Raw genomic sequence first — 15037 nt, 5'->3', positions numbered from 1 at the left:
CGTCGGCCGGTCACCGGTTCAGTCGCGCGTCCACTTCTGATTGCTGCCGCCTGTGCAGGTCCACAGTTCCAGCAAGGTGCCGTTGGCCGTTCCCGCGCCGGTGGCGTCCAGGCACAGGCCGGACTGGACGCCGGTGATCGTGCCGTCGGCCTCGATCGTCCACTTCTGGTTGCTGTCGCCGTTGCAGGTCCAGATGTCCACCTTGGTTCCGGGGGTGGTGCCCTGGCCCGAGGCGTCCAGGCAGTCGCCGCCGGGACACGTCCCTGCCGCTGCTGATGACCGGTGACGTCAACGTCGCCGCGCACGGCAATCCGGTCTACGACCAGCTCCTCGCCCTGGGCCTCAAGGACACCTGGGACGCGGCCGCGCAGCGCAGCAAGCTCTACGCGACTTTCCACGGCTACCGTCCGCTCGTTCCGGACGGCGACCGCATCGACTGGATCCTCGCCACGGCCGGCGTGACCGTGCACTCCGCCACCATCAACACGTACGAGCCGCGCGGCCAGTACCCCAGCGATCACCTGCCGGTGCAAGTGAGCCTGACACTCGGGTGAAACGCGTGGCGGCCGGCGTTGACCGCGGTGAGCAGGCCGATCCCGAGGGTCGCCACCACCATGGCGGCGACCCGGGACCATCAGCGATGTCTTCGTGGAGGGGCGGGAGCCGCACCGTAGGTCTTCATCAGGTGCGGGTCCAGCGCTGGTTGCTGCCGTTCGAGCAGGTGTAGAGCTGGATCAGGGTGCCGTTGGCAGTACCGGCCGAGACGGCGTCGAGGCAGAGTCCGGACTGGACGCCGACGATGGATCCGTCGGAGTTGAGGCGCCATTTCTGGTTGTCGGCGCCCCAGCAGCTGTAGATCTGGACTTTGGTGCCGTTGCCGGTGCCGCCGGCGTCCAGGCACTTGTTGCCGTAGACCCTGAGCTCACCGGCGGCGGAGTACGTCCACTGCTGGTTGGTGCCGTTGTTGCAGTCCCACAGTTGGAGCTGGGTGCCGTCGGTGGTGCTGCTGCTGGGCACATCCAGGCAGCGGCCCGACCCGACGCCCTTGATCTGTCCGGAATCCGAAGGGGGCGTGGTGGAGCCGCCGTTGAGTGCGTTGAGGACGGCGGTGTACGCGGGCTTCTTGCTGCCGTCGCCGTTGAACAGCAGCGGCGTGTCCTGCGAGCGCCAGGAGTCGGTGTCGCGTACACCCCAGACGGTGATGCCGAGGCAGCGCGAGACGGCCAGGCAGTCGTTGGTCACGTTGGCGTAGGTCGTGGACGAGGCGCCCTGGATGTCGAGTTCGGTGATGGCCACGTCGACGCCGAGGGCGGCGAAGTTCTGCAGGGTGGTGCGGAAGTTGCTGTTGTAGGGGCTGCCGCTGTTGAAGTGCGACTGGAAGCCGACGCAGTCGATCGGCACGCCACGCTGCTTGAAGTCCTTGACCATGGCGTACACGGCCTGGGTCTTGGCCCAGGTCCAGTCCTCGACGTTGTAGTCGTTGTAGCAGAGCTTGGCGGCCGGGTCGGCGGCGCGCGCGGTGCGGAAGGCGACCTCGATCCAGTCGTTGCCGGTGCGCTGCAGATTGGAGTCGCGCCGGGCGCCCGAACTGCCGTCGGCGAAGGCCTCGTTCACGACGTCCCACTGGGCGATCTTGCCCTTGTAGTGGCCCATCACGCCATTGATGTGGTCGATCATCGCCTGGCGCAGCGTGCTGCCGCTGAGGCTCTGCATCCAGCCGGGCTGCTGGGAGTGCCAGGCCAGGGTGTGACCGCGCACCTGCTTGCCGTTCTGCACCGCCCAGTTGTAGACGCGGTCACCGGCGGTGAAGTTGAACTGGCCCCGCTGCGGTTCGGTGGCGTCGATCTTCATCTCGTTCTCGGGCGTCACCATGTTGAACTCACGGCCCGCGATCGTCGTGTACGCCGAGTCGCCCAGCCTGCCCGAGGCGATGGCGGTGCCGAAGTAGCGGCCGCTCTGCGCCGCCGCGGCACCGAGCGTGTTCTCGGCGGCGTGTGCTCTCGGCGGGGCGACCAGGGCGCCGACCGCAACCAAGACGCCGACGACCAGCGCCAACAGCAGCCCGCGGGTCTTCCGGCGGATATCGGGTCTGGGAAGGGCGTACGAGCCCATGACTGTGCCTCCAAGGTAGAAATCACGGAAGGACTGAAGCGCAGGGGTCGACCGGCACGAAAGGACTCCATCGCGGCTCAGCCGGGGAACCACCACGCGGCGTCGCGTACCTCTCCAACTACGCGAAGAGCCAGGATGCGTGGGTGCGAACCTCACCGGAACGAAACGGGGTGGCGCAGGTGCTGTGGTGCGCGGATCTGCCGCGCGGCTGTGCGTGGACGTGGATCTGCCGTGCAGAACAGAGCGTCCAGGGTCAACATGGTTCGAAATCCCGGACTATGGCCGGTGTCTCAGACAGGGATGATTGAGGTATTGACGATGACTCGTCAATACTCCCCGCAGAAGAAGTTTCCGTTCCTCGCCCGAAACTTTCCGACATCCCATCGAGTCAGCGGCGAACTCCTGACGCCACGACCGGTGGACGCCGTAAGGCCGGTTCGGGGTGTTGTGCACGGTATTTCCAGTCGGCACGACAGCCTGTCGAGCCCAACGGGGAGGCGCCGTTTGTAGACAGATCGGCGACAGGCCTTGACCGGAGGGCCTCTCATTCCTAGCTTGTGGCGTCAATGAATCCGGGAACCTTCCGAAAAGTTTTCGGGATCGCCGCTGTCCCCCTACCCCGGCGTGGCCGCTCCGCGGTTCATCGGGGCCACCTCACCCCCGCCCCCAAAGGAGACCCTCTGATGCGGTTACGCCATCCGTCCCCGGTCCGCCTGAGACGTTTACTCGCCGTCCTTGCGCCCTTGCTGCTCGTGGCCACCTTCCTCGGTGCCCATCCCGCTGGCGCGGCGACCGTAGACCCCAACACCTCGTATGTGCTGGTCAACCGCAACAGTGGCAAGGCCCTGGATGTCTACAACATGGCGACCGACGACGGCGCCCGCATCACCCAGTGGACCAGGAACGATCAGAACCAGCAGCAGTGGCAGTTCGTCGATTCCGGGGACGGCTACTACCGCATCAAGTCCCGGCACTCGGGCAAGGTGCTGGACGTCCACAACTGGTCCACCGCGAACGGCGGCGCGATCGTCCAGTGGACCGACCTGAACGCCACGAATCAGCAGTGGCGGCTGGCCGACAGCTCGGACGGCTACGTGAGGCTCATCTCGCGCCACAGCAACAAGGCCCTCGAGGTACAAGGCGCCTCCACCGCCGACAGCGCGAACATCGTCCAGTACGACGACTGGGGCGGCACCAACCAGCAGTGGAAGCTCGTCAAGGTCGGCGGGGACACTCCCGGCGCCTGCGATCTTCCGTCGACGTACCGCTGGACATCAACAGGCGCGCTTGCGCAGCCCAAGCCGGGATGGGCCTCGCTCAAGGACTTCACCGTCGTCCCGTACAACGGCAAGCAGCTCGTCTACGCGACGACGCACGACACGGGGACGAGTTGGGGTTCGATGAACTTCGGCCTGTTCACCAACTGGTCGGACATGGCCTCGGCCAGCCAGAACACGATGTCTTCCGCCACCGTCGCGCCCACGCTCTTCTACTTCGCGCCGAAGAACATCTGGGTGCTCACCTACCAGTGGGGCGGGACCGCCTTCTCCTACCGGACGTCGAGCGACCCCACCAACCCGAACGGCTGGTCATCACCGCAGGTGCTCTTCTCCGGAAGCATCACCGGCTCCGGAACAGGACCCATCGACCAGACACTCATCGGTGACGGGACGAACATGTACCTGTTCTTCGCCGGTGACAACGGCAAGATCTACCGGGCCAGCATGCCGATCGGGAACTTCCCGGGCAGCTTCGGCACGAACTCGACAGTGGTCATGAGCGATACGACGAACAACCTGTTCGAAGCCCCGCAGGTCTACAAGCTACAGGGCCAGAACCGCTACCTCATGATGGTCGAGGCGATCGGCTCCCAGGGCCGCTACTTCCGCTCGTTCACCGCCACCAGCCTCAACGGCTCATGGACACCCCAGGCCGCCACCGAGAGCAACCCCTTCGCCGGCAAGGCCAACAGCGGCGCCACCTGGACCAACGACATCAGCCACGGCGAACTGATCCGCACCAGCGCCGATCAGACCATGACCGTCGATCCCTGCAATCTGCAGTTGCTCTACCAGGGGCGCAGCCCCAACTCCGGTGGCGACTACGGCCTCCTGCCCTACCGTCCGGGTCTGCTGACACTGCAGCGCTGACGGCGTGACACGGGTCCGGCTCCGGCACGGAGCCGGCGTGGCGGGCTCGGCGAAAGGCCGAGCCCACCCCGGTCGCGCGACAACGCCGGGCACATGTGCACTGCTACTGCGCCCGCGACGCGGCGGAGTGCCTGCTACGCGTCCGGGTCGCGCGCGATCCAGCCCGGTGAATCGAGCCGGATCGCACCGTCCCCCACCAGGGCGCGCCCGCCTCGACGGTCCGGCTGACCGTGCACAGCCGGTCGTGCGAGGTCTTCACCGCCCGCGGCAGGATGGCGCGGGCCCGATCGCCCGAAGGACCGTCCGGGAGCGTGACGGAGAAGGTGACCCCGAGGTCCGACATCCGATTGCCGTTCCGCCGTCGTACGCGGTCCTCAAGCCCGGCGCCTCCGACGACGAGATCGTGGCTCTGGAAGAAGCCTTCGGCGTGAGCCTTCCGGAGGAGTTGAAGGCGCTGTGGCGGCTGTCCGCCGGTGAGAGCGGCGTAGACGGCTCGGATCTCATGCTGGGCGGCTGGGCCCTGATGCCGCTCGACGCCGTGATCGGGGTCTACCAGATGCAGATGCGGTTCCAGGAGGAGAACGGCGCGGACGACACCGAGTGGCTCCGCTTCACCGGATCGCTTACCGGGATCCACGCGGACGACCTCGTGGACGCGGCGTTCACCGCCGACTTCACGGGACTCCGGCTGGACTGCACCCCCGCGTGATCCGGGGCTGACGGACGGCACGACAGTCGCTGCCGTGGACGCTCGCGTCACCACGCCGCTTGGGCCCGGATGCCCACGTCCCCGCGATGAAGTCGCGCCGCGCCACCAGGAAGGCGGGATCGGGACGACGTACATGGACCGCCTCCTCCAGCTCGCGGGGCAGCCCGGCGAAGAACTGGCGGAACGAAAGGCCAGAACGCGCGACAGCATCGGGATCACACCCCCGACTCGGGCGGCTTGAAGGAGCTCGCGCGGCGCGTCCTGGAGACCGGCCAACGAGATCAGGACAAGCACCGGGCGCTTCGGGACCACCCTCGCTCCACCGTGGCGTGGACGGCACCGCTGCCGTGCGTCAGGCGCGGCGAGCCCAAAACGATGTCGCCAAGGTCAACCGTGAGCGGTGCCGCACGGCGGCGCCCCTCAAGAAGCAGGTGCCGCCGTGCTCTTGCGGACGACGAGGCTCGTCGCCAGTTCGAGACGCGTGGTCACCGGTTCCTGGTCACGCAACCGCATGATCATCTGCACCGCTTCCTCGGCCATCTCCCGCAATGGCTGGTGCACCGTCGTCAGGGCCGGGCTCGACCAGCGAGCCACCGGCACGTCGTCGTAGCCGACCACCGACAGGTCCTGCGGCACCCGGAGACCGCGGACTCGGGCCGCCTCCAGGACGCCGAGTGCCTGCAGGTCGCTGCCCGCGAAGATCGCGGTGGGCGGCTCGGGCAGATCGAGGAGTTCGAGGGCGCGCTCGAAGCCGCCCTCGACATGGAAGTCGCCGTAGCGGACGAGGGCGGGGTCGGCTTCGATGCCCGCCATGCCGAGCGCGGAGCGGTAGCCGTCGAGGCGGGCGTGGGAGCAGAGCATGTCGTCTGGCCCCGTGATGATCCCGATGCGGCGATGGCCGAGTTCCACCAGGTGCCGGGTGGCGACCCGCCCCCCGTTCCAGTTCGCCGAGCCGACCGAGGGTACGTCCGGGTCGGGGTCGCCGGCCGGGTCGACGATGACGAACGGGATGGAGCGCGACTGCAGCCGCTGCTTGACCTCGGCGGGCAGCGCAGAGAAGACGAGCACCACGCCGCGCGGCCTGCGCTGCATGACGCCTTCGATCCAGTCGGGGGCGGGTGCGTGGCGGGTGCCGCTCTCGGTCAGCACGAGGCTTGCCTGGTGCGCCTTGGCGACGTTCCCCACGCCACGGATCAGCTCCATCGCCCAGATGCTGTCCAGCTCGTGGAAGACCAACTCGATGAGGGGCGCCTCGCGGGCGGCCCGCGTCGTGCGCCGGTAGGAGTGCGTCTCCAGAAGGCGCTCCACCTTGACCCGGGTCGGGGCGGCCACATCCTGCCGCCCGTTGAGCACCTTCGAAACTGTCGAAATGGAGACGCCTGCCTTTTGGGCCACCTCGGCGAGGGTGATGCGGCCCAAGTCATCGTCATCACGCATGCCTTGGAGCATAAGGCACGGTCAGACCTCTCGGCATCGTAACGCTTTGATAACTCGACGAATCGGGCTTGACCGCCCACCGGGCGCGACCTAGCGTCCCGACTCGTGAACTTTCGGTGATTGTACCGAAACAGTTTCGAGAGCGAGGCGATGACTCTACGCGCACGGTTGCCGAGATCGGTCGCAGCGGGCGGTGCTGCCCTGGCCCTGCTGCTGTCCCTGTCCGGGTGCGGCGGCGGCTCATCCGCGGCAGGTGGCGACGACGGGAAGATCCACGTCCTGGTCTACGGGGACGCGGCGAACAAGGTCGAGAAGCAGCTGATCGCCACCTTCAACAAGCAGTCGAAGGTGAAGGCGGTCCTGGACACCATCCCCGGCGCGGACTACCAGGCGAAGCTGCAGACGATCATCAACAGCAAGCAGGCGCCCGACGTGTTCTTCAACTGGGGCGGTGGCAGCATCAAGCCGTTCGTCGACGCGGACCTGCTGATGCCGCTGGACGACTTCATCGCCGACGATCCCGCCCTGAAGTCGAAGTTCCTTCCCTCCGTGTTCAACAGCGCGGTGATCGACGACAAGGCGTACGGCGTTCCGATGCGCGGCACTCAGCCGGTGCTGTTCTTTCACAACGAGAAGGTCCTCGCCGACGCTGGTGTGCAGCCGCCGAAGACCTGGGATGAACTCCTCGACGCGGTCAAGGCGTTGAAGGCGACGGGCGTCACGCCCATCGCGCTCGGCGGCGGCGACCGGTGGCCGACCCTGATGTGGTTCGAGTACCTCTTCGACCGTGTCGCCGGGCCGGGCCTGTTCCAGAAGGCCCTCGACGGGGACAAGTCCGCCTGGGAGAGCACCGACAGCAAGAAGGCGCTCGGCATGATCAGGGACCTGGTGGACGCGGGCGCGTTCGGTTCGAACTTCGACTCCGTGAAGTTCACCGACCACGGCTCCCCCACGCTGCTCGCCACCGGCAAGGCCGGCTTCGAGCTGATGGGTTCGTGGGAGTACGCGACGCAGCAGGACGCCCACCCCGATTTCGCGAAGGAGGACTTCGGCTACCGGGATTCATTCGCAGTGCTCCGGCCTTCAGGCCGGGGGTGAAGCGAATCTGATGGTGGCGACGCGGAGCGTCGCGGATTCCGGTCCGGCGGAGCCGGATGCCGCGTATTCACCACCATGGCGCGGAGCGCCGCGAGGGCTGGTCACGGCGGAGCCGGGCGATGCTCACACCGGCCGGTTCTGCTGTTCGATGTACTCCCTTGACCACCGAGAGCGGGGCGCCGCCGACGGTGCCGGCGAAGGAGGACCCGGCCCAGAGCTTGTTGGCCCGCCAGTAGTGGCGTGCCAGGTCGGGGAATTCCTGGCGCAGTCGGCGGGAGGAGACGCCTTTGAGGGAGTTGACGAGTTTGGTGACGGCGACCTTGGGCGGGAAGTTCACCAGGAGGTGGACGTGGCTGTCCCCACCGTTGAACTCCACCAGCTCGCCTTCGAAGTCCGCGCACACCGACCGCATGATCTCCTCCATCCGCGTCAGGTGATCGTCCGTGAATACGTTGTGCCGGAACTTTGTCACGAAGATCAAGTGCGCATGCGTCATGAAAATACAGTGTCGGCCAGTTCTGATCTTCTGCATGCCGCTGGTAACTCAAGTGTCTAGCGTGGCGGTCATGCAGCTTCGGTACAGCTTCCGCCTGTACCCGGACTCCGGCCAACGCGCAGCCCTGGTGAGGGCGTTCGGGTGCGCCCGCGTCGTGTTCAACGACGCCGTGCGCGCCCGCGAGGACGCCCGGACAGCGGGCGAGGCCTTCCCAGCGGCCGGCGAGCTGTCCAAGAAGTTGATCACCGCTGCGAAGCAGACCGCTTCACGGGCCTGGCTGGGTGAGGTCTCCTCGGTGGTGCTCCAGCAGGCGCTGCGCGATGTGGAGGCCGCCTACAAGAACTTCTTCGCCTCCCTCAAGGGCGAGCGCCGGGGCGCGAAGACGGGTGCGCCCCGCTTCAAGTCCCGCAAGGACAGGCGGCAGTCGATCCGCTTCACGGCCAACGCCCGCTGGTCGATCACCGACAACGGGCGGCTGAACCTGCCGAAGATCGGGGCCGTGCCGGTGAAGTGGTCACGGACTCTGCCCTCCCAGCCCAGCTCGGTCACCGTGATCAAGGACGCGGCCGGGCGGTACTTCGCCTCCTTCGTCATCGACACCGACCCGCACACCGACGCCACCCGGATGCCCGACACCCACCAGATGGTCGGCATCGACCTCGGCCTCACCCACTTCGCGGTCCTGTCCGACGGCACGAAGATCGACTCCCCCAGGTTCCTGCGCCGCGCGGAGAAGAAACTCAAGAAGGCCCAGCGGGAGTTGTCCCGCAAGCAGAAAGGCAGCAAGAACCGCGAGAAGGCCCGCCTCAAGGTCGCCCGCGCCCACGCGAAGGTGACCGACGCGCGCAAAGAATTCCACCACCAGCTCTCCACCCAGCTGATCCGCGACAACCAAGCGATCGGCGTGGAAGACCTAGCGGTCAAAGGACTCGCGCGCACCAGACTGGCCAAGAGTGTCCACGACGCCGGATGGTCGGCGTTCGTGACCATGCTGGAGTACAAGGCGGCCCGGTACGGCCGGACTGTGGTGAAGATCGGCCGGTTCGAGCCGACCTCCCAGACCTGCTCGGCCTGCGGGGCCAAGGACGGACCCAAGCCCCTGAATGTCCGGGAATGGACCTGTGCCGCGTGCGGTGCGGTCCATGACCGGGACCACAACGCCGCGAAGAACGTGAAAACGGCCGCCGGACTGGCGGTTGCAGCCTGTGGAGCGCAGGTCAGACCAGGACTCGTCCTGGCACAGCGCGACGAAACAGGAAGCCAAGGATTCTCTCCCGAACCCCGTGCCGCGTAGCGGCACAGCAACGGACGAGAAGGCCAGAATCCTCGGGCTTCAGCCCGAGGAGCAAGTCAACAGGTCGACCCGCAACTGGTCGGCCGCAAGGTCGAGCTGGTCTTCGACCCGTTCGACCTGACCTTCCTGCGGGTCCGCGTCGACGGCCAGGACGCGGGCACCGCCGAGCCGTTCCAGATCAACCGGCATTCCCACCCCAAGGCCCGGCCCGAGGTCCCGGCCGAGGAGCCCAGGGTGACCACCGGGATCGACTACCTCGGACTGGTCGACAACGCCCACTCCAACCACCTCGGCGGCAAGATCGACTATGCGGCCCTGGGCTGGGACGGGCCCACCAGTCCCCAGTCGACCGACGCGGCCAGTGATGCCGAAGCCCCTTGATCCAGCCGGGCTTTCGGTGTTCCTGGCCGAGCTGCACGGCTTCTTCGAAGCCTGCGACGAAAGCGTCGACCAGGCGCTGGCGGACCAGTTCGGCTTCGACACCGCCGTCGACTGGATCACCGTCTCGCTGGAACTGGCCACCGAACAGCCGGCGCCTGTCCCCACCCGCGAACTTCCCGGAGAATCCACATGATTGAGAAACTGCAGGCCCACTACGGGTTCGAGCGCATGCCCTTTGGCCGCAACCTGGCGCCCGGCATGCTGCACCGGCACGACTCCCACAACCAGGCCGTCGCCCGCATCTCCTGGTGCATCGCCGAACGCTCCATCGGCGTCGTCACCGGCGAGGTCGGCGCCGGCAAGACCGTCTCCGTCCGCACCTGCCTGGACACCCTCGACCCGTCGAAGTACTCCGTCATCTACATTCCCAACCCGATGATCGGGGTCCGCGGCATCCACGAGGAGATCGTCAACTCCTTCGGTCAGACCCCCTAACACCTGGTACTCCAGCTGTAGATCGTGATCCGAAAGAGGCGCGTCGGCGAGGGACGGCCGTTATTCCAGCCACATTCCGTCGCGCATGATGACTCTCCTGCGTAGTTCCGGCTCGCCGCGCCAAGCACGCACAGTCCTCGGGGCCACGCGTACATACAGAAAGGAACCCTCTTCCACGCGTGGATCCCACCCGAACTTGTCGGCGAAGGCCTCCGCTGCGCTTCCGGGCACCTCCTGGTCCGGGAAGCACTCCGCCTCCCCCTGGAGGAGCACCACGTCGAAGGTGTCCGGTAGCGCCAGGCGCACGCGCGGCTCTTTGCGGACGTTCCGCGCAGTCACGGAAGTGGCGCTGGTGCACATCCACACTGCTCGTCCATCCCACAAGAACCACAGCGGCACCTGGTGCGGCCCGTGATCAGGGTGAGCCGTCGACACCCATACATCCCGCTCGCTAACGAGCCGCTCCAGAGCGTCGCGCATACGCTCCGCCGTCTGGCGGCGAACGATTCCCGTGGTCTCCATGCGGACCGACCCTAGCCAGCAGGGGCGAAGCGCGCCTGAGGCGCAGGACCTACTCCCAGCGACCGATGAACCCCTCAGCTTTTGGCTAGGGGCGACCGACTACGGTGCTCAGGGTGGCCAGCTGAAGTGCTCAGTCACGCTTGTCTCCGGTAGTGGCTGGCTCGTGATCGCGCCTGGTGGCTGCGTCGCCAGGCGGACCAGCTGAGCCGGTGGGCCGGGTCGTGAGCGGGCCGGACAACAACACTGATGAACAGGTCAGCGGGATCAGGTTGGCCGGCGTGGGGCGGTGTGCGTGTTCGTCGGCGCGGACGGCATGGGCCAGCATCGCGAGGGTGACCCAGCGGGCCCAGGACGCGTAGCGGCGGACCTGGCGCTCATCCAGTCCGGCCAGCCCCTTCTCACTTTGGAAGGTTTCCTCCACCCGCCATCTGGAACCTGCGACCTTGACCAGGGTGGCCAGGGATGCCGACGTGGTGGAGTGACAGCGGTAATAGGCGAGTTCACCGGTGGTGCGGTTGCGACGGATCAGCAACTGGTGGTGGCCCGGTGCCGCCTCGGCGAGGTCGATGACGGCCCAGTCGTAGAACCGCTGTCCCTTCGCGCCGCGTCCGGCCGAGAGCTTCTGCCAGGCCCGCTTCGGCACCTTCTTCACCAGCGCATCGGCGCGGAACGTGTCGGCTCCGGTGGTCATTTGGGCTGAGCAGGCCACTGCGAGGACGTAGCCGATGCCGCGTTTTTCCAGCGCGGATCGCAGTTTCGGGTTGCCGCCATAGACCTCGTCACCCGTGACCCAGCCGACGCGGTGTCCAGTGTCCAGGAACCGTTCGATCATCACCCGGGCCAGTTCCGGCTTGGTCGCGAAGACGGTGTCCTCGCTGAGCCCCGCGGCCCGGCAGCGGTCCGGATCGCAGGTCCAGGAGCGCGGGATGTACAGCTCTCGGTCCACCGCCGCGTGCCCGCGCTCGCCGGCGTAGACGAGGTAGACGGCGACCTGGGAGTTCTCGATCCGCCCGGCGGTGCCGGTGTATTGGCGCTGGACCCCGACGGTGCGTGTGCCCTTCTTCACGTCGCCGGTCTCGTCGACGACCAGCACTGCGGCCTCGTCGTGGAGGTGCTCGACGACGTATTCGCGTACGTCGTCACGGACGGCCTCGGCATCCCAGGCGGCCCTGCACAGCAGATGCTGCATGCCGTGCGGGGTGGCCTCCCCGGCCCACTCTGCGATCGTCCAGCAGTTCTTGCGCGGCAGATCCGACAGCAGGCCCAGCACCAAGCGCTTGGCCCGGAGGCGGGGTTCGACCCGCGCGAACCGCCCGGCTATCCGGCTCATCAGGCCATCGAACGCCTCCTGCCAGCGGGCAGGGTCTACGCTGTGATTGCGGCCACCGCGTGATCGTTTGTCTTCACACACCGATGATCAACGTGGCCGCACCCGTCTCCAGAGCGCGTCAGGGTCGTGCAGCGTCCGCATGCGGTCCTGTGTCAGGAGGACATGTGCAACGTGGCGAAGTCTGGTGGGTCGAGTTCGACGAGCGGCGGCCGGTCGTACTGCTGTCGGAAGGCGACGCGTCCGGGATCCGGGTGATGCAGGTCGTGGCTCCGGCGGGCGTCGACATCAGCGGTCTGGGCGTCGAAGTGGCAGTAGGCGCGATGGAAGGACTGCCCTTTGAAGGCGTGCTGCGGTTCGCGTTCCCATGTCCGGGCTTTACCCCTTGCACGTGGCTGACCACCGTGTCCCGGGATGACCTGATCGAGCGGGCGGGCGCCCTGCCCTACGCGAAACTCAACGAGATTGAGGATGCCCTCCGACTCGCTGGACAGGCGAAGGAGCGGACCCCGGCGACGACCGAGAAGCTCAGCGCATTAAGGGACGCCCTCCGTCTCGGTGGACTTGAGTAGTCGGGTAGGCGGAGAAGGAACGGACACCCTCGGTGGCGTGGTCGATCTCGTCCAGATGATCGACACTGACCACCTGTCTCCTCGGCGCCCCTCACCATCGAGATCACGATCTACGGCTGGAGTACTGGGCTCGCGTCTGGCCGTCCAGACCGCCAAGGCCCTGCTCTCCGAGCGAGAAGAGCGCGGACGCACCCCCGTCCTGGTCCTGGACGAGGCCCATCTGCTGTCCTACGAACAGCTGGAAACCGTGCGGATGCTGACCAACCAGGGCATGGACCAGGACTCGCCGCTGGCCTGCCTGCTCGTCGGACAGCCCACCTTGAGGCGGACGATGAATCTGGCCGTCCTGGCGGCCCTCGAGCAGCGGACCGCCCTGCGTTACACGATGCCGGGCATGACCTCGAACGAGACGACCAGCTACGGCGGCCACCATCTGAAGATCGCAGGCCGTCTGGACCAGCTGTTCACCGAGGACGCCCTCTCGCTGATCCACACCACCTCGCGCGGCTATCCGCGGGCGGTCAACAACCTCGCCCTGCAGTCCCTCGTCGCCGCGTTCGCCACCGGCAAGAACCTCGTCGACGAGGCCGCCGCCCGCGCCTCCGTGAGCGAGGTGGTCGGCGATTAGGGTGGCCGGATGGGGTGTGAGCTGCGGGAACGATGGAGCGGACAGCCATTGTGGGCGAGATGGGTTCTCGCGGGGTATTTGATCGGATTCCTCGAAGGATCCTACGTCCACATTCTTGATCTGGTCCGTGACGGCATCCATGCCTATGCGTGGTTTCCTCAGGTTCCCCTGCAGGTGTTCTTCGTGAGCTTGGCGATCCTAGATCCGCTGGTTGCCGTGCTGGTGGGACTCGTGCGGCGGGAAGGAGTCTGGCTGGCAAGCGTCGTGATGGTGACGGACGTCTTCGCGAACTGGTGGGGCAACCGGCACTGGCTGCAGGATGACCCCGCGCGACTCGGCTGGCTGTCGCCCATCACCCTCTTCGGCTTGTTCGTCGTTGCGTTCTTGCTCCCCTTGCATCGCACAGTTGCCAGGACGGCGGGCAGGTCCCAGACAGCCCTGCCGCCTGACGATTCACGCATCGCGCAGCCTTGAACCACCGGCACCTTGCCGACGAAAACGACATCTTGCCGACGATCGCCCCGCCGGAACACCCACCGGCGGGGCGTCGCCATCACCGCTCGTCGGCACCGTGAACGCAGCATCCGTCCGCATTTTCAACGCCGGGCAACAACCTGACCGAGGCTGGCACCGGTGGTTGCGGCGATGAAAGCGCGTGCCAGGGTGTGGCCGCCGTCGCATCCCGTGCTGGGTATCGGGGCTCCGGAGGCGATGAGGGGCAGCAGGGTCTCCTCAATTCGGGCGCGTCCCGCGGGGGTGGCGGTGCTGGCGGAAGCGATGCTGAGCAGCCGGCGCGGTCCGCCGGCAAGAGCACTTCAGGACGGGCACGCGACGGTGACCCGTGACTCAAGGGCGTCCTCGGGCAGGCCGCCATCTCCGCTACCCGCGCCGAGGACACGTACCTCGCCGCCCGCTTCCGACGCCTCGCGGCCCGCCGCGGCAAGAAGCGAGCCCTGGTCGCCCTCCAGCACTCCATCCTCATCGCCGCCTGGCACATGTTCACCCACGACGTCCCCTACGCCGACCTCGGCGGCAACTACTTCCTGGAACGCACCGGCAAGATCCGCGCCACCCGTCGCCTGGTCAGCCAGCTCAACCACCTCGGCTTCCAGGTCACCCTCCAGTCCCTGGAGGCCACGTGACACACCCTCACCTGCGAGAACGATTCATTTTCGTATGAGCGGTTTCGACCGTCACGGACTCCGGGCGGCCAAGTCTTTTCAGCCATCGAGCGGCGACAAGCTCACTGCCATACCCGGAGTCCTCGGGCTCACCGATCCTACGAATGACCGGCGTGGGCCCGCGCTAGAAACGTAGGACAAGCTCAGTCGGATCCACCCCTGCCCGCGTCCTCCGCGCCGCCGGGCGGTGTCAGTTCGGCGACTCGGAACCTGCCACGAGTTGGAGCAGGTCGCGCAGCGCCTCGCGCTGTCGGTCGTCCAGGGCGTGGAGCGGCCGGGAGGCGAACGGCATCCGGGTCCGCAGATCGGCAGCCACGCGCAGGCCGGTCTCGGTGGCGGCGACCAGCTTGACCCGGCGGTCGTCGGGCGCGGGGTGCCGCTCGACCAGTCCGCGACCCTCCAGGCGGTCAATGATCGTGGTGACGTTGGACGGCTCGGCGTGCAGATACTCGGCGATCCGGCGCATGGGTACCGGCTCCTCTGCCGCGAGCAGCGCCTTGGCCTGCAGCGGGGTGAGCTCGTGCTCGGCCGCCGCCTGTTCCGACTCCCGGGCGTACCGGCGGTTGATCGCGGCGAACAGGGCGACGATCTGGCGGGTGACGTCATCCGGTCGGTAGGACATCGCTCCACTCTAG

General features: G+C 67.1%; 14 protein-coding genes and 6 pseudogenes. 12 read left to right on the top strand and 8 right to left on the bottom strand.

Going from position 1 to position 15037, the window contains the following annotated elements; all coding sequences use genetic code 11:
- Window positions 1-18 precede the first annotated feature (18 nt).
- Window positions 19-252 (bottom strand): annotated as a pseudogene (locus tag OIC96_RS48990) (ricin-type beta-trefoil lectin domain protein); the annotation flags it as partial.
- A gap of 2 nt (window positions 253-254) precedes the next feature.
- Between OIC96_RS48990 and OIC96_RS48985 the strand changes: the two are divergent.
- Window positions 255-554 (top strand): annotated as a pseudogene (locus tag OIC96_RS48985) (endonuclease/exonuclease/phosphatase family protein); the annotation flags it as partial.
- A gap of 127 nt (window positions 555-681) precedes the next feature.
- Here the strand turns inward: OIC96_RS48985 and OIC96_RS48980 are convergent.
- Window positions 682-2112 carry an endo-1,4-beta-xylanase gene (locus OIC96_RS48980; protein ID WP_330301632.1) on the bottom strand — a complete coding sequence of 477 codons (1431 nt, stop codon included), beginning with the start codon at window positions 2110-2112 and terminating at the stop codon, window positions 682-684.
- Window positions 2113-2795: 683 nt separating this feature from the next.
- Here OIC96_RS48980 and OIC96_RS48975 point away from each other — a divergent pair.
- Both OIC96_RS48975 and OIC96_RS48965 read left to right on the top strand, forming a co-directional pair.
- The gene (locus tag OIC96_RS48975) at window positions 2796-4262 is read left to right on the top strand and encodes a non-reducing end alpha-L-arabinofuranosidase family hydrolase (protein ID WP_330301633.1); all 1467 of its coding nucleotides are present in this window, start codon (window positions 2796-2798) and stop codon (window positions 4260-4262) included.
- A gap of 403 nt (window positions 4263-4665) precedes the next feature.
- A complete protein-coding gene (locus OIC96_RS48965) occupies window positions 4666-4971 on the top strand; it encodes an SMI1/KNR4 family protein (RefSeq protein ID WP_443058518.1) in 306 nt (101 codons plus the stop codon).
- Window positions 4972-5391: 420 nt separating this feature from the next.
- Here OIC96_RS48965 and OIC96_RS48960 read toward each other — a convergent pair whose 3' ends face one another.
- Window positions 5392-6420, bottom strand: a complete 1029-nt coding sequence (locus tag OIC96_RS48960; protein WP_330301634.1) for a LacI family DNA-binding transcriptional regulator — start codon at window positions 6418-6420, stop codon at window positions 5392-5394.
- A 138-nt stretch (window positions 6421-6558) separates the two neighbouring features.
- Here OIC96_RS48960 and OIC96_RS48955 point away from each other — a divergent pair.
- A pseudogene (locus tag OIC96_RS48955) lies at window positions 6559-7464 on the top strand (ABC transporter substrate-binding protein); the annotation flags it as partial.
- 165 nt (window positions 7465-7629) lie between these two features.
- On the opposite strand, the pseudogene tnpA reads toward OIC96_RS48955, so the two are convergent.
- A pseudogene (tnpA, locus tag OIC96_RS48950) lies at window positions 7630-8038 on the bottom strand (IS200/IS605 family transposase).
- Between the two features lie 34 nt (window positions 8039-8072).
- Between tnpA and OIC96_RS48945 the strand changes: the two are divergent.
- Window positions 8073-9296 (top strand): RNA-guided endonuclease InsQ/TnpB family protein, encoded by a 1224-nt coding sequence (locus OIC96_RS48945; RefSeq protein ID WP_330301635.1) that lies wholly within the window; start codon window positions 8073-8075, stop codon window positions 9294-9296.
- A 39-nt stretch (window positions 9297-9335) separates the two neighbouring features.
- Here the strand turns inward: OIC96_RS48945 and OIC96_RS48940 are convergent, their stop codons facing one another.
- Window positions 9336-9485: a hypothetical protein gene (locus tag OIC96_RS48940; protein ID WP_330301636.1), complete on the bottom strand. Its 150-nt coding sequence runs from the start codon at window positions 9483-9485 to the stop codon at window positions 9336-9338.
- Between the two features lie 45 nt (window positions 9486-9530).
- On the opposite strand from OIC96_RS48940, the gene OIC96_RS48935 reads away from it, so the two are divergent.
- Genes OIC96_RS48935 through OIC96_RS48925 form a run of 3 tightly spaced genes read left to right on the top strand, consistent with a single transcriptional unit; the run spans window position 9531 to window position 10172 of the window.
- The gene (locus OIC96_RS48935) at window positions 9531-9677 is read left to right on the top strand and encodes a hypothetical protein (protein WP_330301637.1); all 147 of its coding nucleotides are present in this window, start codon (window positions 9531-9533) and stop codon (window positions 9675-9677) included.
- The gene (locus OIC96_RS48930; protein WP_330301638.1) at window positions 9661-9870 is read left to right on the top strand and encodes a hypothetical protein; all 210 of its coding nucleotides are present in this window, start codon (window positions 9661-9663) and stop codon (window positions 9868-9870) included. The genes OIC96_RS48935 and OIC96_RS48930 overlap by 17 nt, the downstream gene beginning before the upstream one ends.
- A complete protein-coding gene (locus tag OIC96_RS48925; protein WP_330301639.1) occupies window positions 9867-10172 on the top strand; it encodes an AAA family ATPase in 306 nt (101 codons plus the stop codon). Before OIC96_RS48930 ends, OIC96_RS48925 begins: the two co-directional genes overlap by 4 nt.
- Before the next feature lie 60 nt (window positions 10173-10232).
- Here the strand turns inward: OIC96_RS48925 and OIC96_RS48920 are convergent, their stop codons facing one another.
- Both OIC96_RS48920 and OIC96_RS48915 read right to left on the bottom strand, forming a co-directional pair.
- Window positions 10233-10694, bottom strand: coding sequence for a pyridoxamine 5'-phosphate oxidase family protein (locus OIC96_RS48920; protein ID WP_330301640.1), 462 nt, complete (start codon window positions 10692-10694; stop codon window positions 10233-10235).
- A gap of 134 nt (window positions 10695-10828) precedes the next feature.
- Window positions 10829-12024 (bottom strand): annotated as a pseudogene (locus tag OIC96_RS48915) (IS701 family transposase).
- Window positions 12025-12188: 164 nt separating this feature from the next.
- Here OIC96_RS48915 and OIC96_RS48910 point away from each other — a divergent pair.
- From OIC96_RS48910 to OIC96_RS50095, 4 genes and pseudogenes are all read left to right on the top strand, one after another.
- Complete coding sequence (locus tag OIC96_RS48910; RefSeq protein ID WP_301987043.1) at window positions 12189-12593, top strand: type II toxin-antitoxin system PemK/MazF family toxin; 405 nt, start codon at window positions 12189-12191, stop codon at window positions 12591-12593.
- Window positions 12594-12630: 37 nt separating this feature from the next.
- The gene (locus tag OIC96_RS48905) at window positions 12631-13221 is read left to right on the top strand and encodes an ExeA family protein (protein WP_330301641.1); all 591 of its coding nucleotides are present in this window, start codon (window positions 12631-12633) and stop codon (window positions 13219-13221) included.
- A 78-nt stretch (window positions 13222-13299) separates the two neighbouring features.
- Window positions 13300-13695 carry a hypothetical protein gene (locus OIC96_RS48900; protein ID WP_330301642.1) on the top strand — a complete coding sequence of 132 codons (396 nt, stop codon included), beginning with the start codon at window positions 13300-13302 and terminating at the stop codon, window positions 13693-13695.
- 323 nt (window positions 13696-14018) lie between these two features.
- Window positions 14019-14363: pseudogene (locus tag OIC96_RS50095) on the top strand (IS110 family transposase); the annotation flags it as partial.
- Between the two features lie 229 nt (window positions 14364-14592).
- On the opposite strand, the gene OIC96_RS48885 reads toward OIC96_RS50095, so the two are convergent.
- Window positions 14593-15024 (bottom strand): MarR family winged helix-turn-helix transcriptional regulator, encoded by a 432-nt coding sequence (locus OIC96_RS48885; protein ID WP_330301645.1) that lies wholly within the window; start codon window positions 15022-15024, stop codon window positions 14593-14595.
- Between the last annotated feature and the right edge of the window lie 13 nt (window positions 15025-15037).

The sequence above is a fragment of the Streptomyces sp. NBC_00775 genome (assembly GCF_036347135.1).
Classification (GTDB): Bacteria; Actinomycetota; Actinomycetes; order Streptomycetales; family Streptomycetaceae; genus Streptomyces; species Streptomyces lutosisoli.
The sequence above is the reverse complement of the archived record's forward strand: the minus strand, read 5'-3'. Positions and strand labels throughout refer to the sequence as shown.

Bases quoted from the DNA above. Each gene is read 5' to 3' on its own strand.
- OIC96_RS48980 (WP_330301632.1), bottom strand. From the start codon at position 2,112: ATGGGCTCGTACGCCCTTCCCAGACCCGATATCCGCCGGAAGACCCGC.
- OIC96_RS48975 (WP_330301633.1), top strand. From the start codon at position 2,796: ATGCGGTTACGCCATCCGTCCCCGGTCCGCCTGAGACGTTTACTCGCC.
- OIC96_RS48960 (WP_330301634.1), bottom strand. From the start codon at position 6,420: ATGCTCCAAGGCATGCGTGATGACGATGACTTGGGCCGCATCACCCTC.
- OIC96_RS48945 (WP_330301635.1), top strand. From the start codon at position 8,073: ATGCAGCTTCGGTACAGCTTCCGCCTGTACCCGGACTCCGGCCAACGC.
- OIC96_RS48940 (WP_330301636.1), bottom strand. From the start codon at position 9,485: ATGCCGGTTGATCTGGAACGGCTCGGCGGTGCCCGCGTCCTGGCCGTC.
- OIC96_RS48930 (WP_330301638.1), top strand. From the start codon at position 9,661: ATGCCGAAGCCCCTTGATCCAGCCGGGCTTTCGGTGTTCCTGGCCGAG.
- OIC96_RS48925 (WP_330301639.1), top strand. From the start codon at position 9,867: ATGATTGAGAAACTGCAGGCCCACTACGGGTTCGAGCGCATGCCCTTT.
- OIC96_RS48920 (WP_330301640.1), bottom strand. From the start codon at position 10,694: ATGGAGACCACGGGAATCGTTCGCCGCCAGACGGCGGAGCGTATGCGC.
- OIC96_RS48885 (WP_330301645.1), bottom strand. From the start codon at position 15,024: ATGTCCTACCGACCGGATGACGTCACCCGCCAGATCGTCGCCCTGTTC.